Consider the following 20,044-nt stretch of genomic DNA (forward strand, 5'->3'; position numbering starts at 1 on the left):
CGGTGCCGGGCGGCCCGATCGCCAGGGTGCTCGTCGACTCGCCGCTGCCGCAGCTCGACCAGCTCTTCGACTATCACGTGCCCGATCGACTCCGCGACGCGGCCCGGGCCGGCGTGCGCGTGCGCGTTCCGCTCCGATCGGGGGGCCGCATCGCCAACGGCTGGCTCGTCGAGCTCGCCGAGTCGAGCGAGTACACGGGCACGCTGAGCGAGATCGAAGACGTCGTCTCCGAGGTGCCGCTCCTCACACCCGAGGTGTGGGCGCTCGTGCGCGCTGCGGCCGATCGTGCCGCAGGCAATGCGAGCGACATCCTCCGCATCGCCGTGCCGAACCGGTACGTGCGCGTCGAGCGCACCTGGCGGGCAGCGGAATCCGACCCCGGCGAGCTTCCGACGGCGGTCGCCCCGATCGGGGGATACGAGGCGGGTCGCGTCGAGGGGGGCATCGACGGCGGCGAACGGATGGCGCTCGCGGCCGACCCGCGACCGGTGCGCCTCCCCTCGGGCGAATGGGTCGGCGCGTGGGCCGTGACGCTCGCGCACGCCGCGGCGTACACGCTCGCGGGCGACCGGTCGAGCCTGCTCATCGTTCCCGACTACCGCGACCAGGAGCAGCTGCAGGCCGCTCTCGCCGCCTTCGTCGATTCCCGCCGGGTGCTGCGCACCGACGCCCGGCAGGCGGGCGGAGAGCGGTTCCGCTCCTTCCTCGAGTCCACGGGCGCGCATGCCCGTATCATCATCGGCAACCGCTCGACGATCTACGCGCCGGCCGCACGGCTCGGCCTCATCGCCTTCTGGGACGACGGCGACAGCCTCCAGAACGAGCCGCTCGCGCCGGGCGTGCATCCGCGTGACGCGGCGCTCATCCGGCAGGGGCAGTCCGGAGCGGCGCTGTGCTTCCTCGGCCACACTCGCAGCGTCGAGGTCGAGCGGCTCGTCGAGATCGGCTGGGTGCGTGCGATTGCCGCCGTGAAGCCCGTGCGGCCACGAGTCATCCCGACCGAGCAGCAGGCCAACCCCGAGCCCGGCTCGGCTCGCATCCCGTCCGCGGCCTGGCGACAGGCGCAGGAGGCCGTGCGCGAGGGCCCGGTGCTCGTGCAGGTGGCACGGCCCGGTCATGCGCCGCTCCTCGTCTGCGACCGCTGCCGCGAGCCGGCGCGGTGCAACGCGTGCGGCGGTGCGATCACGGTGCCCCGCAGCGGCGGCGACGCCCGGTGCGTGCTGTGCGGAACGAGCGCGAGCGGCTGGCGCTGCACGGTGTGCGAGGCGACGAAGCTCCGCGCGGCCACCGTAGGGGCGAGTCGTACCGCCGAGGAGCTCGGACGAGCGTTCCCCCGAGCGCGCGTGTTCCTCTCCGACGGTGAACACCCGCTCCTGCGGGTCGGCGCCGAGTCCGCGCTCGTCGTCGCCACACGAGGGGCCGAGCCCATCGCCGACGGCGGCTACCGTGCCGTGCTCCTCCTCGACGGCGAGCGGATGCTGCTGCGCGAGTCGCTCCGCGTCGCTGAAGACTGCCTGCGCTGGTGGTCGAACGCGACCGCCCTCGCCGCGCCGGGCGCCCCGGTCTTCCTCGTGGGGGTCGCGGGCGCTCTCGCGACCGCGCTCTCCACATGGCGGCAGGCGGAGTGGGCGGCCACCGAACTCGAGTCGCGGCGGTCCCTGCGCTTCCCACCCTCGGTTCGCGTCGCGAGCGTGACGGCACCACCCGCCGCCGTGGCCCGTGCGCTCGACCAGGCACGCGCAGCCGCCGACGAGGTCGACGCACTCGGCCCGACGGCGTTCGGCGATGGGCTCGAGCGGGCGATCGTGCGGTTCGACTACTCCGCAGGAGCCGCGGTCGCCAAGGCGCTCCGCGCTGAGATGATCCGCGCGGCCACCGAACGCCGGCGCCCGGTCGGCGGGCGCCCACCGAAGCGTCCTCCCGTGCTGCGGGTGCGGTTCGACGACCCCGACGTGCCGTAATCGCCGGTGGTGCGCCGGGCGAGCGGCGAGCTGCCGCATCCGAGTCGGCGACAATGGAGTGTGCAGAACCTTCGCCTCGTCTTCGCCGGCACTCCGGCCGCCGCCGTCCCGGCGCTCGAACGCCTCGCTGCGAGCGATCATGAGCTCGTGGGCGTCGTGACGAGGCCGCCTGCGCCGCTCGGACGGAAGCGGGTGCTCACGCCGTCGCCGGTCGCGCAGGCGGCCGAGCGGCTCGGGCTGCCCGTCATCGAGGCCGCACGGCTCGATGCCGCGCCGACCGCAGCGATCGAGGCGCTCCGTCCCGATCTCGGAGTCATCGTCGCCTACGGCGGATTCGTGCGCGAACCGCTGCTCTCCGCGCCGGCCCACGGCTGGGTGAACCTGCACTTCTCATTGCTGCCCGCATGGCGCGGCGCCGCGCCCGTGCAGCACGCACTCATCGCCGGCGACGCCCGGACCGGGGCATCCGTGTTCCGGCTCGTGCCCGAACTGGACGCGGGCGACGTGTTCGCGATGCGGCCGCGCGCGATCGACGGCAGCGAGACCTCGGGCGAACTCCTCGACGATCTCGCGGTGTCGGGTGCCGAGCTGCTCACCGAGGTGGTCGACGCCATCGCCGCCGGCACCGCGATCGCGACCGCCCAATCAGGAGAGCCGAGCTTCGCTCCCAAGCTCACGATCGACGACGCGCGCCTCGACTGGAGGCGCCCGGCTGCAGAGGTGCTCGCCCGGTACCGCGGCGTGACGCCCGAGCCCGGGGCCTGGACGACCCTCGACGAGCAACGGCTGAAGGTGCTCGAGCTCGCGACTATCACCGATGCCGCGGATGCCGCGACGTTGCCGCCCGGCATGATCGCGATGCGCGGTCGTCGGGTGCTGATCGGCACCGGCAGCGCGCCGCTCGAGCTCCGGCGCGTGCAGCCGTCAGGACGCACCGCGATGGCCGCCGCCGACTGGTGGCGCGGCGCCGCCCGCGAAGAGGCGGTCGCGCGATGAGCGGCGGCGCACGATCGAACTCACGCGGCGGGGGAACGGAGCGCGTCTCGCCGGCGCGCCGCGTCGCTTTCGAGGTGCTCGAGGCCGTGCGGGCCGACGAGGCCTATGCGAACCTCCTGCTGCCCACGCGCATCAGCCGGGCCGGCCTGAATCGCGCCGACGCGGCCTTCGCGACTGAGCTCACCTATGGCACCCTGCGCATGATGGGCTTCTACGATCTCGTCATCGAGCTCGCGGCCGACCGGCCCACCGAGCGCATCGACCCGGGAGTGCTCGACGTGCTGCGACTCGGGGTGCACCAGTTGCTCGCGACCCGGGTGCCGACGCACGCGGCGGTCTACGAGCAAGTGGCACTGGCCCGCAAGGTCGCCCCGAAGGCCGCGGGGTTCGCGAACGCCGTGCTGCGCACCGTGTCGCGCACGTCGGCCGAATCCTGGCGTGAACTCGTCGCCGAGGGGGCCGCCGACGGCGACGACCGGCTCGCCCGGCTCTCGAGCCACCCCGCGTGGATCGTGCGCGCCTTCCGCACCGCGCTCGCCCGCGAGGGTCGCGAGTCCGAGCTCGAGGCGCTCCTCGAGGCCGACAACGACTCACCACGGGTCAATCTCGCGGTGCTTCCGGGCCTCGAGGGCGGCCGCGAGGGCGACCGCGACGGCAACGGCGAAGAGGCCGAGTCGGATGACGGCGCCATGCTCGAGCCCGACCGCTACTCGCCGATCGGCGCGGTCACCGATGACCCGATCGGTGTCGCGCGAGCATCAGGCGGCCGCATCCGCGTGCAGGACGAGGGCTCGCAGCTCGCGGCGCTCGCCCTCACTCGTGCGGCTCCCATCGCGCCGGGGGAGCGCTGGCTCGACCTCTGCGCCGGCCCGGGCGGCAAGACCGCCGTGCTCGCCGCCGAGGCGCTCGCCGGTGGCGCGAGCGTCGTTGCGAACGAGGCGGTGCCGGCGCGCGCAGACCTCGTGCGGAACGCGATCGCCGGAGTGCCGATCGAGGTCGACGTGCGGGTCGGCGACGGCCGCGATCTCGACCTCACGGCCCTCGGCGCTCCCGGCGGCTTCGACCGCATCCTCCTCGACGCCCCGTGCACCGGCCTCGGCGCCCTCCGTCGCCGGCCCGAGGCGCGATGGCGCAAGTCGCCGGCGGATGTCGCCGAGCTCACGAAGCTCCAGGGCGACCTGTTCGACGCCGCGGTCGGTGCGCTCGCGCCCGGCGGAATCCTCGCGTACGTCACATGCTCCCCGCACACCGCCGAGACGCACGGCACGCTCGGCGCGGCGCTCGCCCGGAGCGACGAGCGCGTCGAGCAGCTCGACACGCGAGCAGTGGTCGAGGCGTTGTCGCGGCATCCGCTCGACCTCGCCGGAGACTCCGCCACAGTGCAGCTCTGGCCGCACCGGCACGGCACCGATGCGATGTTCATCGCCCTCGTCCGGCGCACCGGCGCCGATGCCGCCGTCGCCGATCGATAGGGTGAAACCATGACGACGCGGATCAACCCGAGCATCCTCGCTGCCGACTTCGCGAACTTCGAGCGCGAGCTCGGTCGCATCGCGAGCGCCGACCTCGTGCACGTCGACATCATGGACAACCACTTCGTGCCGAACCTCACGTTCGGCCTGCCGATGGTCGAACGCCTCCAACAGGTCTCGCCGATTCCGCTCGACGTGCACCTCATGATCGACGATCCCGAGCGCTGGGCACCCGGGTATGCCGAGGCGGGCGCGTTCTCCGTGACGTTCCATGTTGAGGCGACGGCCGATCCGGTCGGGCTCGCCCGGCGACTCCGCGGGCTCGGCGCGCGCGCCGGCATCGCCCTGAAGCCGGACACCGCGGTGGAGCCGTACCTCGAGCTGCTGCCCGAGTTCGACCAGGTGCTCGTGATGACCGTCGAGCCGGGCTTCGGCGGCCAGTCATTCCGGCCCGAGACGATGCCCAAGCTCGAGCTCGTCGCCGACTCGGTGCGCGCAGCCGGCCTCGACGTGTGGCTGCAGGTCGACGGCGGCATCTCGCTCGAGACGATCGCCGTCGCCGCCGCGGCGGGTGCGAACACCTTCGTCGCCGGATCGGCCGTCTTCGGTGCGGATTCACCGGCCGAGCAGATCGAGGCGCTGCGCCGGGCTGCGTCCGTTCACCCTCACGTGCACCGGTAGCCTATACGGGTGAAGACATTCGACGACCTCTTCGTCGAGCTCAGCGAGAAGGCCCGCACCCGCCCAGCGGGGTCCGGCACGGTGCGCGAGCTCGATGCGGGCGTGCACGCCATCGGCAAGAAGATCGTCGAGGAGGCCGCAGAGGTCTGGATGGCCGCCGAGTACCAGAGCGACGACGAGACGGCTGAGGAGATCTCCCAGCTCGTCTACCACCTGCAGGTGCTCATGCTCGCGAAGGGCCTCACGACCGCCGACGTGTACCGACATCTCTGATCACGCTCATGACCGATCAGTACCGTCGACACGAAAGTCAGGGAATGCTCCGAATCGCCGTGCCCAACAAGGGCTCGCTCGCCGAGACCGCCGCGCAGATGTTGTGGGAGGCCGGGTACACCGGTCGCCGCGATCCGCGCGACCTGCACACCGCCGATCCGCGGAACGGGGTGGAGTTCTTCTACCTCCGCCCCCGTGACATCGCCACCTATGTGGGGTCGGGCGCGCTCGACGTCGGCATCACGGGCCGCGACCTCCTGCTCGATTCCGGATCGGATGCCGCCGAGATCGCCTCGCTCGGATTCGGCGACTCCACGTTCCGCTTCGCGGGGCCGGCGGGCGACTTCACCGAGCTCGCCGAGCTCGACGGCGTGCGGGTCGCCACGAGCTATCCCGGCCTCGTCGGCGGGTTCCTCGCGGGCCACGGCGTGACCGCGAATCTCGTCAAGCTCGACGGAGCGGTCGAGTCGGCCGTGCGACTCGGTGTCGCCGACGCCGTCGCCGACGTGGTCTCCACCGGCTCCACGCTCCGCCAGGCGGGCCTCGAGATATTCGGCCCGGTCATCCTCGAGTCCGAGGCCGTGCTCATCGGCTCCGGCGTCGAGCGGCCGGGCACCGACACCCTCGTGCGCCGCCTCCAGGGCGTCCTCGTCGCCCGCCAGTACGTGCTCCTCGATTACGACGTGCCGGTCGAGCACCTCGAACGCGCGACCGCCGTGGCGCCCGGGTTCGAGTCGCCGACGGTGTCGCCACTGCACGATCCGGAGTGGGTGGCCGTCCGCGTCATGGTCCCGCGCATCGACATGAACCACGTCATGGACGAGCTCTATTCGCTCGGCGCACGGGCGATCCTCGTGAGCGCGATCCACGCGGCACGGTTGTGAGGTGACCCGATGTCGCTTGCCGTCCGCGTGATCCCGTGCCTCGACGTGGCTGCCGGCCGCGTCGTCAAGGGCGTGAACTTCCAGAACCTCCGCGACGCCGGAGACCCCGTCGAGCTCGCCGCCCGGTACGCCGAGCAGGGCGCCGATGAGCTTACGTTCCTCGACGTCACCGCGACCGTCGACGACCGTTCCACGACCTACGACATGGTGCAGCGCGTGGCCGAGCAGGTGTTCATCCCGCTCACGGTGGGCGGCGGCATCCGCTCGGTCGACGATGTTGCGCGCCTGCAGGGGCACGGCGCCGACAAGATCGGCGTGAACAGCGCCGCGATCGCCAGGCCGCCGCTCATCGGCGAGATCGCCGATCGCTTCGGCGCGCAGGTGCTCGTGCTCTCCCTCGACGTGAAGCGATCGCAGCGCACTCCGTCGGGCTTCGTCGTGACGACGCACGGCGGCCGCACCGAGACCGACCTCGACGCCCTCGAATGGGCGCGACTGGGCATCGAGCTCGGCGCCGGCGAGCTGCTCGTCAACTCGATCGACGCCGACGGCACGAAGGCCGGGTTCGACCTCGAGCTCACCGCGCTCATGCACGAGCTCGCGAGCGTCCCCGTGATCGCCTCGGGCGGCGCCGGACGGGTTGCCGACTTCGCGCCGGCGATCGCAGCCGGCGCCGACGCGGTGCTCGCGGCATCCGTGTTCCACAACGGCGAGGTGACGATCGGCGAGGTCAAGGCCGCCCTCGCCGCCGACGGAAGGATCGTGCGATGAGCGAGCCCGGCGACGAGGAACTCGAGCGCGACGAAGAGCCATGGACCGACGGTGCGACGGCGATCGACCGTGCGGCGTTCACCGCCGACGGGCTGCTCCCGGCGATCATCCAGCAGTGGGACACGGGTGAGGTGCTCATGCTCGGCTGGATGGACCGCGAGGCGATGCGCCGCACCCTCACCGAGGGGCGAGTGAGCTTCTGGTCACGTTCGCGCCAGGAATACTGGCGCAAGGGCGACACCTCCGGACACGTGCAGTACGTGCGCTCCGCGGCGCTCGATTGCGACGCCGACACGTTGCTCGTGCAGGTCGAGCAGGTCGGCGCGGCATGTCACACGGGCACCCGGCGCTGCTTCGACGGCGACCCAATCGCGGTCGTCCAGGGCTTCCCGCCGGCAGACTGACGACGAGGAGAGACCGTTGGCCGACGCCACCACCAGTTTCGAGGACTTCACCGCGCTCCTGGCCGGGCGGCGGGTCGTGCCCGTCGTGCGTGAGCTCTTCGCCGATGGCGAGACACCCGTGGGCATCTACCGCAAGCTCGCAGGCGGCCGGCCCGGCACCTTCCTCCTCGAGTCCGCCGAGCAGGGCGGCATCTGGTCGAGGTACTCGTTCGTCGGCGTCTCGTCGTACGGGGTGCTCACCCAGCGCGACGACGACGTCGAGTGGCTCGACTACGGACTCCCGGCCGAGCGCGCGCTCGGTGATGCTGCCGGCCTTGCACCTCTCGCCGCCCTCGAGGCGCTCTACGAGCGGTGGCGCACCGAGGATGTCCCGGGCGCGCCTCCGCTGACCGGAGGGCTCGTGGGCTTCATCGGCTGGGAGGCGATCCGCCAGATCGAGCGCCTGCCGAACCGGCCCCCAGCGGAGTTCTCGATGCCGGGACAGGCGTTCGCCTTCGTCTCCGAGCTCGTCGTCATCGACCATCGCACCGGCACCGTGCAACTCATCGCCTCAGTCCTCAACGACGACGTCGAGGCTCCCGAGCGACTGTGGGCCGACGCGCAGGAGCGCCTCGACCGGATGCAGCGCGACCTCTCGCGGCCCTCGGAGGCGTGGCTCGCCGAGATCGACCTGACCCGCGCCGCCGAGCCGGTGCACCGCACCGAGAAGGCCGACTTCCTCGCCGCCGTCGAGCGCTCGAAGGAGTACATCCGCGACGGCGACATCTTCCAGGTGGTCATCTCGCAGCGCTTCGAGCAGGAGGCCACGGCGCATCCGATCGACGTGTACCGCGTGCTCCGCAGCCTGAACCCGAGCCCCTACATGTACCTGCTGCACCTCGAGGACACGGCGGGGGAGTCATACTGGATCGTCGGCTCGTCGCCCGAGGCGCTCGTGAAGGTGCAAGACAGGCGGGTGTTCACGCACCCGATCGCCGGATCGAAGCCGCGCGGGGCGACACCCGAAGAAGACGCCGACCTCGAAGCCGAGCTCATCGCCGACCCGAAGGAGCAGGCCGAGCACCTCATGCTCGTCGACCTCGCGCGCAACGACCTCGCGAAGGTGTGCACGGCCGGGTCGGTCGAAGTGACCGAGTTCATGCGCGTCGAGCGGTTCAGCCACATCATGCACCTCGTCTCGTCGGTCGAGGGCGACCTCTCACCCGGTGCGAACGCCGTCGACGTGTTCCGGGCCGCCTTCCCGGCCGGCACGCTCTCGGGCGCGCCGAAACCACGGGCCCTCGAGATCATCGACGAGCTCGAACCCGCCCAACGAGGCCTCTACGGGGGAGTGGTGGGCTACTTCGGGTTCGGCGGAGACGCCGACCTCGCGATCGCCATCCGCACTGCCACCATCGCCGGCGGCGTCGCGCGGGTGCAGGCCGGCGGCGGGCTCGTGGCCGACTCCGACCCCGAGTCCGAGTTCCGCGAGTCGCAGAACAAGGCCGCAGCGCCGCTGCGTGCGGTCGCGGTGGCCAATGCCATGCGACGGGTCGAGTCGTGAACGCATCGCGCATGAAGTCGCCCGCGATCATCGCGACGATCGTCGGCGCAGGCCTCACGCTGCTCTCGTGGAGCCAGAACTGGTTCGACCTCCGCATCGCCGACGGGGCAGTGGCCGGCACGATCGCCGAGGCCATCCCGGTCGCCGGGAGCGTCGCGTCGCCCGCCCTCGCGGCCCTCGCACTCGCCGGGCTCGCCCTCGTCGCCGCGCTCGCGCTCGCCGGCCCCGGCATCCGCGTGGTGCTCGGCGTGCTCGAGGTGGTGCTCGGCGCGTGTATCGTGTTCGCCGCGTGGGTCTCGATCGGCGACCCGGTCGCCGCCGTGTCGCCGGCGGTGACGGATGCCACGGGCGTCTCGGGCGCCGGGCCGACCGCCGAGCTCGTGGCATCCGTGACCGCATCGGCCTGGCCCGCTGCGGCGATCGCGGGCGGCGTGCTCGTGGTGATCGCGGGCGTCGTCGTGCTCGCGACGGGCCACACATGGCCCGCCTCCTCACGCCGTTACCGCGGCGTTCGACTCGCCGAGGCCGACGACCACGCCGAACCCACGGCGCGCGCGGCCTCGGATCGCGCCATCGACGACTGGGACGAGCTCAGTCGCGGCGACGACCCCACGGGGTGATCCGGCGCCGCCCGAACCGGGCGGCATGCCTCGTCCGGTGCGGATCGCGAGCGACGGTCCCCCGTTCCCTGCGGGAAGTCCGTGCCCGGTAGACTTGCCGTCGAATCTTGCAACGAAGGAGCATCATGAGCATTGAGACCGACGATCCCGGCCACGGACACTCGCCCGCGGCGTGGACCTCTGTCACGATCATGCTCATCGCGTTCGTGGTCGGCACGGTCTCCTTCTTCCTCGACGTGCAGTGGCTCGTGTGGGCTTCTGCGGTGCTGCTCGTCATCGGTCTCGTGGTCGGCTGGGTTCTCGCGCGCGCCGGCTACGGCGTCGGCGGCGAGAAGGTCACCACGAAGGTGCACTGAGTCGTGCTCTCCGAACTGACCGCGAACGCGGTCGCCGACTCACTCGTGCGCCGCGAGACGCGCCCCCTTGCCGAGGTCGAAGCCGCCGCGCTCGCGCGCCCGGCCGCCCTCGATGCGCTGGAGGCGCTCCGGCCGTCGTCGCACGTGAAGGTGATCGCCGAGATCAAGCGATCGAGCCCCTCGCGCGGCTCGCTTGCGGCGATCGGCGATCCCGCAGCGCTCGCTCGCAGCTACGAGCTCGGCGGTGCCAGCGCGATCAGCGTGCTCACAGAGGGGCGTAAGTTCGGCGGATCGCTCGACGACCTCGAAGCGGTGCGCGCGGCCGTGGCCCTTCCCATCCTGCGCAAGGACTTCATCGCGACGCCCTACCAGGTGTTCGAGGCGCGCGCCGCCGGCGCCGACCTCGTGCTCCTCATCGTCGCGGCCCTCGACGATCGTGAGCTCCGCGAGCTCTACGACCTCATCGTCGAACTCGGCATGACGCCGCTCGTCGAGACCCACTCGGCCGAGGAGCTCGATCGTGCCGCGGCGCTCGGCGCCCGGCTCATCGGCGTGAACGCCCGGGATCTCTCGAGCTTCGAACTCGATCGCGACCTGTTCGGCCGGCTCGCCGGCCGATTCCCTGAGGGCGCGATCCGCGTGGCGGAGTCCGCGGTGAAGGCGGCCGAAGACGTCGCCCACTATCGCGCAGCGGGCGCCGACGTCGTGCTCATCGGCGAGGCGCTCGTCACGGGCGACCCGATTGCCAATCTCTCAGCTTTCCTGGCGGTGTGACATGGCGCTCAGAGCGCAGACCGGTCCGTACTTCGGCGACTTCGGCGGGCGTTTCGTTCCCGAATCGCTCATTGCAGCGCTCGACGAGCTCGGCGAGGCCTACGACCTCGCGAAGCTCGACCCCGGATTCGGAGCCGAGCTCGCCGAACTGGGCCGCAGCTACACGGGGCGCCCGTCGATCATCACCGAGGTGCCGCGATTCGCCGCGCACGCCGGCGGTGCCCGCGTCATCCTGAAGCGCGAAGACCTGAACCACACGGGCTCGCACAAGATCAACAACGTGCTCGGCCAGGCGCTGCTCACGAAGCGCATCGGCAAGACCCGCGTGATCGCCGAGACCGGCGCCGGCCAGCACGGCGTCGCGACCGCCACGGCCGCCGCGCTCTTCGGCCTCGACTGCGTGATCTACATGGGTGAGGTCGACACCGAGCGCCAGGCGCTGAACGTCGCCCGCATGCGCCTGCTCGGCGCCGAGGTCGTCGCGGTGAAGGCCGGCTCGCGCACCCTGAAAGACGCGATCAACGAGGCCATGCGCGACTGGGTCACGAACGTCGCCACCACCAACTACATCTTCGGCACCGTCGCCGGTCCGCACCCGTTCCCCGAGATGGTGCGCGACTTCCAGAAGATCATCGGCGAAGAGGCCCGCCAGCAGGTCCTCGACCTCACGGGTGCGCTCCCGACCGCGGTCGCCGCGTGCGTCGGCGGCGGCTCGAACGCGATCGGCATCTTCCACGCGTTCCTCGACGACGCCGACGTCGCGCTCTACGGCTTCGAGGCCGGCGGCGAGGGTGTCGACACCGAACGCCACGCCGCGACCATCACGCGCGGCCGCCCGGGCGTGCTGCACGGCGCCCGCAGCTACCTCCTGCAAGACGACGACGGCCAGACGATCGAGTCGCACTCGATCTCAGCCGGCCTCGACTATCCGGGCGTCGGCCCGGAGCACTCCTGGCTCTCGGCGATCGGGCGGGCGACCTACCGGCCGGTGACGGATGCCGCTGCGATGAACGCGCTCCGGCTGCTCACCCGAACCGAGGGCATCATCCCCGCGATCGAGTCGGCGCACGCGCTCGCGGGCACCCTCGAGCTCGGCCGCGAGCTCGGCCCCGAGGCGACGATCCTCGTGAACCTCTCGGGCCGCGGCGATAAAGACATGGACACCGCCGCGACCTACTTCGAGCTCTACGACCAGGAGAACCCCAAGTGAGAACCGCGGGCCCCGTCATCCGCCGGCGCAACGACGAGGCGAATGGCGCGCTCATCGGCTACCTGCCGGTCGGGTTCCCAACCCTCGACGAGAGCGTGGAGGCTGCCGTCGCGCTCGTCGAGAACGGCGTCGACGTGCTCGAGCTCGGACTTCCGTATTCCGATCCCGTCATGGACGGCCCCGTCATCCAGGCTGCGACCCAACAGGCGCTCGCCAACGGATTCCGGCTCACGCATGGATTCGAGGCGGTGCGCCGCATCACCGAGCGCACGGATGCCCCGGTGCTCATCATGACCTATTGGAACCCCGTCGTGCAGTACGGCGTCGACCGGTTCGCCGACGATCTGGTAGCCGCCGGGGGAGCGGGGCTCATCACGCCCGACCTCATTCCCGACGAAGCCGGCGATTGGATCGCCGCCGCGGAGCGCACCGGTCTCGACCGAGTGTTCCTCGCCGCGCCCACGTCGAGCGATGCCCGCATCCGGCAGGCCGTCGACGCGAGCCGCGGCTTCGTCTACGCGGTGTCGACGATGGGCATCACCGGAGCCCGCACCGACATCGACCAGGCGGCGCGGCAGCTCGTCGCACGCCTCTCCGACGCCGGCGCCCCGGCGAGTTGCGTCGGTCTCGGCATCTCCACCGCGGCCCAAGTGGCCGAGGTGCTCGAGTACGCCGACGGGGCGATCGTCGGCTCGGCACTCGTGAACGCGCTCGCGACGGGCGGCGTTCCGGCGGCCGGGGCGCTCGCGGCCGAGCTCGCGCGCGGCACGCGTCCGAGTGAAGTACGCTGACTGAGGCCCTCGTGGCCGTCGGATCCATGAGGAAAGGCAGCAGCCCGCCGTGATCGCAGCGTTCAGCATTCCGAGCCCTGACTGGGACGGCTTCGAGATCCCAGTGCCGTGGGGCACGCTTCCGATCCGCGCCTACGCGCTCTGCATCCTGCTCGGCATCATCCTCGCGACGATCATGACCTCGCGTCGCCTCACGAAGCGCGGCGCGGAGCCGGGCATCGTGCTCGACATCGTGCTCTGGGCGGTGCCGCTCGGCATCGTCGGCGCGCGGCTCTACCACGTGCTCACGCACCCTGGTGACTACTTCTACGAGGGCGCGAACGTCTGGAATCCGTTCGAGCACGGTGCGATCTGGAATATCTGGGAGGGCGGCAACGCCATCTACGGCTCGCTCATCGGCGGAGCGATCGGCGCGTACATCGGATGCCGCATGACCGGCATCCGCTTCTGGTCGTTCGCCGACGCCCTCGCCCCTGGCCTCCTGCTCGCGCAAGCCACGGGCCGGCTCGGCAACTGGTTCAACCACGAGCTGTTCGGCTCGCCGACCGACCTGCCGTGGGGCCTCGAGATCTCCTCCGACAACGCCGCCTTCCCTGCTGGGCTCGAAGACGGCACGCTGTTCCACCCGACCTTCCTCTACGAGATCGTCTGGAACCTCGCCGGCGTCGCACTCATCCTCTTCCTCGAGCGAAAGATCAACCTGCGCTGGGGCAAGGCGTTCGCCGTCTACCTCATCTGGTACGGCCTCGGACGCTCCGTCTTCGAGTCGATCCGCGTCGACCCGAGCGAGATGTTCCTCGGCGTCCGGGTCAACGTGTGGGCGTCGTTCGCGGCCATCCTGCTCGGCATCGTCATCTTCCTGCTGCAGCGCCGACGGCACACCGGTGACGAGCCGACGCCCTACGAACCGGGCCGTGAATGGAAGGGCGCCGACGCTGAGGTAGACTCGGACGAAACCGAGTCCGACTCCGACTCTCTCGACGATGACGTCGAGGGCGGGAACGACACGGGCGAGACCGCAGCCACAAGCTCGAGCCGGTCAACCTCACCATAGGACGCCCATTCACCACGTTCACCGAACGCGACGCCGCACCATGCGCCGCGACATCCCCTTGCAGGGCCGACGACGTCCCCCGCTGACAACTAGTTGATGAGGACGGTCCAAGTGTCGCTCACCCCACCCTTCTCGAGGTTCGGCTCCGTTCCCGCCGCGCAGGGCATGTACGACCCTGCCGACGAGAAGGACGCCTGCGGCCTTGCGATGGTTGCGACCCTTCGCGGCACGGCGGGCCATGACATCATCACGACCGCGCTCGACGCGCTCCGCCACCTCGAGCACCGTGGCGCCGTCGGATCCGACGCCGGCACCGGTGACGGCGCGGGCATCGTCACGCAAGTGCCCGACGCGTTCCTGCGCGCCGTCGTGCCCTTCCCCCTGCCTGCTGCCGGCGCCTACGCGGTCGGCAATGCCTTCCTCCCCGTCGACCCGACGTCGCGCAGCGCGGTCAAGCAGCGCGTGCAGGAGATCGCTGCATCCGAGGGCCTCTCGGTCATCGGATGGCGCGAGGTGCCGGTGCGGCCCGATGAGCTCGGCACGCTCGCTCGCGCCGCGATGCCCGTCGTGCAGCAGCTGTTCGTGCAGTCGTCGGCGACGACGTCGACGGGGGAGCACCGCGAGGGCATCGCCCTCGATCGGCTCGCGTTCCGCTTCCGCAAGCGGGCCGAGCGTGAGCTCGAGCTCTACTTCGCGTCGCTGTCGTGCCGAACCCTCGTCTACAAGGGCATGGTCACGACGCTCCAGCTCGAGCCGTTCTACCCCGATCTGTCCGACGAGCGGTTCGCCTCGAAGCTCGCGCTCGTGCACTCGCGCTACTCCACGAACACCTTCCCGTCGTGGCCGCTCGCGCAGCCGTTCCGCATGATCGCGCACAACGGCGAGATCAACACGATCCAGGGCAACCGCAACTGGATGCGCGCCCGCCAGTCGCAGCTCGAGTCGCAGCTGCTCGGCGACCTCGCGCCCATCCTGCCGATCGTGACGCCCGGGGCGAGTGACTCGGCGTCCTTCGACGAGGTCGTCGAGCTCCTGACCCTGTCGGGACGCAGCCTTCCCCACGCGATCATGATGATGGTGCCCGAGGCGTGGGAGAACCAGACCGAGATCGCCCCGGCCCGTCGCGCCTTCTACGAGTACCACTCGATGCTCATGGAGCCGTGGGACGGCCCGGCGGCGATCGTGTTCACCGACGGCTCCCTCGTCGGTGCGACGCTCGACCGCAACGGGCTCCGCCCCGGGCGCTACGTCGTCACCGACGACGGGCTCGTGGTGCTCGCGAGCGAGATCGGCGTGCTCGACATCGAGCAGAGCCGAATCGTTCGGAAGGGCCGACTGCAGCCAGGGCGCATGTTCCTCGTCGACACCGAGGCGGGGCGCCTCATCGAAGACGACGAGATCAAGGCCGAGCTCGCCGCATCCGAGCCATGGGACGACTGGCTCGAAGAGGGCCGCATCCGGCTCACCGAGCTTCCCGAGCGCGAGCACATCGTGCACCCGCCGGCATCCGTCACCCGGCGGCAGCGCACCTTCGGCTACACCGAGGAGGAGGTCAAGATCCTGCTCGCGCCGATGGCGCGCACCGGACAGGAGCCCCTCGGTGCGATGGGATCCGACACGCCGATCGCCGTGCTCTCCGAGCGCCCGCGACTGCTGTTCGACTACTTCACGCAGCAGTTCGCGCAGGTCACGAACCCGCCGCTCGACTCCATTCGCGAAGCGGTCGTCACCTCGCTCGGCTCGTCGCTCGGCCCCGAACGCAACCTGCTCACGGCCGGGCCCGACCATGCCCGCCAGGTGTCCCTCGACTTCCCCGTCATCGACAACGACGAACTCGCGAAGATCGTGCACATCGATCCGCGCGTCGGCTCGTCGACGACGAAGTCCCTGAAGGGCCTCTACCGCGTCGACGACGGCCCCGAGGCGATGCGGGCGCGGCTCGACGCGCTCTGCGCCGAGGTCGACGAGGCGATCGACGAGGGCGCGTCCTTCATCGTGCTGAGCGATCGCGACTCCACGAAGGACCTCGCGCCGATCCCGTCGTTGCTCATGCTCTCGGCCGTGCACCACCACCTGATCCGGTCCGAGAACCGCATGAAGGTCGGGCTCGTCGTCGAGGCCGGCGATGTGCGCGAGGTGCATCACGTGGCACTGCTCGTCGGCTTCGGGGCATCCGCCGTCAACCCCTACCTCGCGATGGAGACATGCGAAGACCTCGTGCGGTCCGGCGTCATCACGGGCGTGACCCCCGAGCAGGCCGTTCGCAACGTCATCAAGGCGCTCGGCAAGGGCGTGCTGAAGATCATGTCGAAGATGGGCATCTCGACGATCTCGTCGTATGCCGGCGCGCAGGCGTTCGAGGCAGTCGGCCTCTCGCAGGAGTTCATCGACGAGTACTTCACCGGCACGACCTCGAAGCTCGGCGGCATCGGCATCGACGTCGTCGCGGCAGAGAACCTCGACCGGCACGCCGCTGCGTACCCGCAAGACGCCGCGGTGCGCGCACACGAGCGGCTTCGCACCGGTGGCGAGTACCAGTGGCGTCGCGACGGCTCGCCGCACCTCTTCAACCCCGAGACGGTCTTCCGCCTGCAGCACTCGACCCGCAATCGCCGGTACGACGTGTTCCGCGAGTACACCTCGATGGTCGACTCGCAGGCCGAGGAGCTCATGACGCTGCGCGGCATGTTCGCGCTGCGCACCGGCACCAGGCCGGCAGTGCCGATCGACGAGGTGGAATCGGTCGAGTCCATCGTGAAGCGGTTCTCGACCGGAGCGATGAGCTACGGCTCCATCTCGCAAGAGGCGCACGAATCGCTCGCGATCGCGATGAACCGGCTCGGCGCGAAGTCGAACACCGGTGAGGGCGGCGAAGATCTCGACCGGCTGCTCGACCCCGAGCGCCGCAGTGCGATCAAGCAAGTGGCGTCGGGCCGCTTCGGTGTCACGAGCATGTACCTCACGCACGCCGACGACATCCAGATCAAGCTCGCCCAAGGTGCGAAGCCCGGTGAGGGCGGCCAGCTGCCGCCCACCAAGGTCTACCCGTGGGTCGCGCGCACCCGTCACGCGACCGCCGGGGTCGGGCTCATCTCGCCGCCGCCGCACCACGACATCTACTCGATCGAAGACCTGAAGCAGCTCATCTTCGACTTGAAGCGGGCCAACCCCAAGGCGCGCATCCACACGAAGCTCGTGAGCCAGTCGGGCATCGGCGCCGTCGCTGCAGGTGTCGCGAAGGCGCTCTCCGACGTCATCCTCGTTTCCGGGCACGACGGCGGCACGGGTGCGAGCCCGCTGAATTCGCTCAAGCACGCGGGCACGCCCTGGGAGCTCGGCCTCGCCGAGACGCAGCAGACGCTCATGCTCAACGGCATGCGCGACCGCGTCGTCGTGCAGGTCGACGGCCAGCTGAAGACCGGCCGCGACGTCATCATCGGCGCGCTGCTCGGCGCAGAGGAGTTCGGGTTCGCCACGGCTCCGCTCGTCGTGCAGGGCTGCGTCATGATGCGCGTGTGCCACCTCGACACCTGCCCGGTGGGTGTCGCGACGCAGAACCCCGAGCTCCGCAAGCGGTTCAGCGGCAAGCCCGAGTTCGTCGTGAATTTCTTCGAGTTCATCGCCCAGGAGGTGCGCGAGTACCTCGCAGCGCTCGGCTACCGCAGCATCGACGAGATCATCGGGCGCCGCGAGCTGCTCGACATCGACCGCGCCGTGTCGCACTGGAAGGCCTCGGGGCTCGACCTGTCCCCGGTGCTCGTCGGTCCCGACTTCGCGGAGTCGGAGCCCCGCCGGAACGGCCGGTCGCAAGACCACGAGCTCGACGAGCACTTCGACAACGAGCTCATCCGCCGCAGCCAGATCGTGATCGACGGCGGCGGGAACGTGCAGATCGAACTGCCGATCAAGAACACCGAGCGCGCGGTCGGAACGATGCTCGGCCATGAGGTCACGGTGCGTCGCGGCGAGCACGGGCTGCCCCCGGGTTCGATCGACGTCACGCTCACCGGCTCGGCAGGGCAGTCGTTCGGCGCGTTTCTGCCGAGCGGCATCACCCTGCGCCTCGAGGGCGACTCCAACGACTACGTCGGCAAAGGCCTGTCGGGCGGTCAGCTCGTGCTGCGTCCTTCGCGCGACAGCGGCTTCGTCGCCGAGCACAACGTCATCGCCGGCAACGTCATCGGATACGGCGCCACACAAGGGAGCATGTTCATCCGCGGCATCGTCGGTGAACGGTTCCTCGTGCGCAACTCCGGTGCGACCGCGGTCGTCGAGGGCGTCGGCGATCACGCGCTCGAATACATGACCGGCGGACTCGCGCTCATCCTCGGCGAGACCGGCCGCAATCTCGGTGCCGGCATGTCGGGCGGCACCGCATACGTGCTCGGGTTGCGAGAGGGCCGGGTGAACCGCGAATCGCTCACGAGCGGCGAGCTCGAGTTGCTGCCGCTCGGCAGCGCTGACCGCGAGATCGTGCGCGACCTGCTCGAGCAGCACCTCGAGACCACCGACTCCGCGGTCGCGGCGCAGCTCCTCGCCGAGGGCGACGCGGCGCTCGATCGCTTCACGAAGGTGCTGCCGCGCGACTACGCGGCCGTGCTCCGTACCCGACAGAGCGCCGTCGACGAGGGGCTCGACCCCGACGGCGACGTCGTCTGGACAAGAATTCTGGAGGTGACAGGTGGCTGAATCGACGGTCGTCTCGACCCCGACTGTGCCCATGAACCGCATGGAGGTGACGGGTGGCTGACCCGAAGGGCTTTCTGAAGGTCACCGAGCGTGAGTTGCCCAAGCGGCGGCCCGTTCCGGTGCGCATCATGGACTGGAAAGAGGTCTATGAACAGGGCGACCCCGCCCAGCTCCGCCGACAGGCCGGCCGCTGCATGGACTGCGGCATCCCGTTCTGCCACCAGGGCTGCCCGCTCGGAAACCTCATCCCCGAGTGGAACGACCTCACGTGGCGCGGTGAAGGGCGGGCCGCGATCGAGCGGCTGCACGCGACGAACAACTTCCCCGAGTTCACGGGCCGGCTGTGCCCGGCGCCGTGCGAGTCGGCATGCGTGCTCGCCATCAACCAGCCGGCGGTGACGATCAAGCAGGTCGAAGTGTCGATCATCGACGAGGCGTTCGGCAACGGCTGGGTGCAGCCGCAGCCGCCCGGCCGGCTCACCGGCAAGACGGTGGCGGTCGTCGGCTCTGGCCCGGCCGGACTCGCGGCGGCCCAGCAGCTCACTCGTGCCGGTCACACGGTCGCCGTCTTCGAGCGCGACGACCGCATCGGCGGCCTGCTGCGCTACGGCATCCCCGACTTCAAGATGGAGAAGAAGCACATCGACCAGCGTCTCGCGCAGATGACGGCCGAGGGCACCCGGTTCCGTGCCGGCGTCGACATCGGCGTGGACATCACGTGGGAGCAGCTCCGCGCGCGCTATGACGCCGTGGTGGTCGCGACGGGTGCGATGGTGCCTCGCGACCTGCCGATCCCGGGTCGCGACCTGCCCGGCGTGCACTTCGCCATGGACTACCTCACGCAGTCCAACCGCCACCTCGCGGGCGACAACGTGTTCGACCAGATCACCGCAGAGGGCAAGCACGTCGTCGTCCTCGGCGGCGGCGACACCGGCGCCGACTGCATCGGCACGGCACACCGGCAGGGTGCGCTCTCGGTCACGAACCTCGCGATCGGCAAGGAGCCGAGCGCGGTTCGCCCGCCCGAGCAGCCCTGGCCGATGCACCCGACGATCTTCGAGGTCCAGAGCGCCCACGAGGAGGGCGGCAACCGCCATTACCTCGTCTCGACCGTCGAGTTCGTCTCGAACGACGTGGGCGAGCTGCGGGCGATCCGCGTCGCCGAGACCGAGTACCTCGACGGGCGCCGGGTGCCCAAGGCCGGCACCGAGCGTGAGATCCCCGCCGACCTCGTGCTCCTCGCCCTCGGATTCACGGGCCCCGAGACCCGCACGCTCGACGAGCAGTTGCAGCTTCCGGTCACCGACCGGGGCAACATCGCCCGTGACGACGACTACGCCACGGCGCAGCCGGGAGTGTTCGTCGCCGGCGACGCCGGCCGCGGCCAGTCGCTCATCGTGTGGGCGATCGCCGAGGGTCGCGCTGCGGCATCCGCCGTCGACCGGTACCTTGAAGGCGAGACCCTGCTGCCGAGCCCCATCCCCGCGACGGCTCGCGCGTTCTCCATCTGAACCCCGACGCGCCGCACGGCGCGCCCCGACCCCCGAACCAGCGCTTCGGCGCGG

17 protein-coding genes are annotated in these 20,044 nt (G+C 70.7%); all 17 read left to right on the plus strand.

What is annotated here, in order from left to right; genetic code table 11:
- Positions 1-2 precede the first annotated feature (2 nt).
- Positions 3-1,961, plus strand: a complete 1,959-nt coding sequence (locus J7E25_RS12455) for a primosomal protein N' (RefSeq protein WP_308164543.1) — start codon at positions 3-5, stop codon at positions 1,959-1,961.
- A 60-nt stretch (positions 1,962-2,021) separates the two neighbouring features.
- Positions 2,022-2,957: a methionyl-tRNA formyltransferase gene (gene fmt / locus J7E25_RS12460; RefSeq protein ID WP_214870437.1), complete on the plus strand. Its 936-nt coding sequence runs from the start codon at positions 2,022-2,024 to the stop codon at positions 2,955-2,957.
- The gene (locus J7E25_RS12465) at positions 2,954-4,429 is read left to right on the plus strand and encodes an RsmB/NOP family class I SAM-dependent RNA methyltransferase (RefSeq protein ID WP_214870438.1); all 1,476 of its coding nucleotides are present in this window, start codon (positions 2,954-2,956) and stop codon (positions 4,427-4,429) included. Before fmt ends, J7E25_RS12465 begins: the two co-directional genes overlap by 4 nt.
- Positions 4,430-4,438: 9 nt before the next feature.
- Positions 4,439-5,110 carry a ribulose-phosphate 3-epimerase gene (rpe, locus tag J7E25_RS12470; protein WP_214870439.1) on the plus strand — a complete coding sequence of 224 codons (672 nt, stop codon included), beginning with the start codon at positions 4,439-4,441 and terminating at the stop codon, positions 5,108-5,110.
- Positions 5,111-5,119: 9 nt separating this feature from the next.
- A complete protein-coding gene (locus tag J7E25_RS12475) occupies positions 5,120-5,383 on the plus strand; it encodes a phosphoribosyl-ATP diphosphatase (RefSeq protein WP_214870440.1) in 264 nt (87 codons plus the stop codon).
- 44 nt (positions 5,384-5,427) lie between these two features.
- A complete protein-coding gene (hisG, locus tag J7E25_RS12480; protein WP_214870441.1) occupies positions 5,428-6,267 on the plus strand; it encodes an ATP phosphoribosyltransferase in 840 nt (279 codons plus the stop codon).
- A gap of 9 nt (positions 6,268-6,276) precedes the next feature.
- Positions 6,277-7,038, plus strand: a complete 762-nt coding sequence (hisF, locus tag J7E25_RS12485; RefSeq protein ID WP_214870442.1) for an imidazole glycerol phosphate synthase subunit HisF — start codon at positions 6,277-6,279, stop codon at positions 7,036-7,038.
- On the plus strand, positions 7,035-7,442 hold the full coding sequence (gene hisI / locus J7E25_RS12490) for a phosphoribosyl-AMP cyclohydrolase (protein WP_214870443.1): 408 nt from the start codon (positions 7,035-7,037) through the stop codon (positions 7,440-7,442). The genes hisF and hisI overlap by 4 nt, the downstream gene beginning before the upstream one ends.
- A 16-nt stretch (positions 7,443-7,458) precedes the next feature.
- Entirely contained in the window at positions 7,459-8,985 is a 1,527-nt protein-coding gene (locus J7E25_RS12495) for an anthranilate synthase component I (protein WP_214870444.1), read from the plus strand.
- Positions 8,982-9,605 (plus strand): Trp biosynthesis-associated membrane protein, encoded by a 624-nt coding sequence (locus J7E25_RS12500; protein ID WP_214870445.1) that lies wholly within the window; start codon positions 8,982-8,984, stop codon positions 9,603-9,605. Before J7E25_RS12495 ends, J7E25_RS12500 begins: the two co-directional genes overlap by 4 nt.
- A 125-nt stretch (positions 9,606-9,730) precedes the next feature.
- Complete coding sequence (locus J7E25_RS12505) at positions 9,731-9,961, plus strand: DUF6704 family protein (protein WP_214870446.1); 231 nt, start codon at positions 9,731-9,733, stop codon at positions 9,959-9,961.
- Positions 9,962-9,964: 3 nt separating this feature from the next.
- A complete protein-coding gene (gene trpC / locus J7E25_RS12510; RefSeq protein WP_214870447.1) occupies positions 9,965-10,735 on the plus strand; it encodes an indole-3-glycerol phosphate synthase TrpC in 771 nt (256 codons plus the stop codon).
- Between the two features lies 1 nt (position 10,736).
- Positions 10,737-11,945, plus strand: coding sequence for a tryptophan synthase subunit beta (gene trpB / locus J7E25_RS12515; RefSeq protein ID WP_214870448.1), 1,209 nt, complete (start codon positions 10,737-10,739; stop codon positions 11,943-11,945).
- Positions 11,942-12,736 carry a tryptophan synthase subunit alpha gene (trpA, locus tag J7E25_RS12520; protein WP_214870449.1) on the plus strand — a complete coding sequence of 265 codons (795 nt, stop codon included), beginning with the start codon at positions 11,942-11,944 and terminating at the stop codon, positions 12,734-12,736. The genes trpB and trpA overlap by 4 nt, the downstream gene beginning before the upstream one ends.
- A 49-nt stretch (positions 12,737-12,785) precedes the next feature.
- Entirely contained in the window at positions 12,786-13,790 is a 1,005-nt protein-coding gene (lgt, locus tag J7E25_RS12525) for a prolipoprotein diacylglyceryl transferase (protein WP_214870450.1), read from the plus strand.
- 96 nt (positions 13,791-13,886) lie between these two features.
- Entirely contained in the window at positions 13,887-18,479 is a 4,593-nt protein-coding gene (gene gltB / locus J7E25_RS12530; RefSeq protein WP_214870451.1) for a glutamate synthase large subunit, read from the plus strand.
- A gap of 53 nt (positions 18,480-18,532) precedes the next feature.
- A complete protein-coding gene (locus J7E25_RS12535) occupies positions 18,533-19,990 on the plus strand; it encodes a glutamate synthase subunit beta (protein WP_214870452.1) in 1,458 nt (485 codons plus the stop codon).
- Positions 19,991-20,044 lie beyond the last annotated feature (54 nt).

The organism is Agromyces sp. ISL-38, assembly GCF_018613935.1.
GTDB lineage: Bacteria > Actinomycetota > Actinomycetes > Actinomycetales > Microbacteriaceae > Agromyces.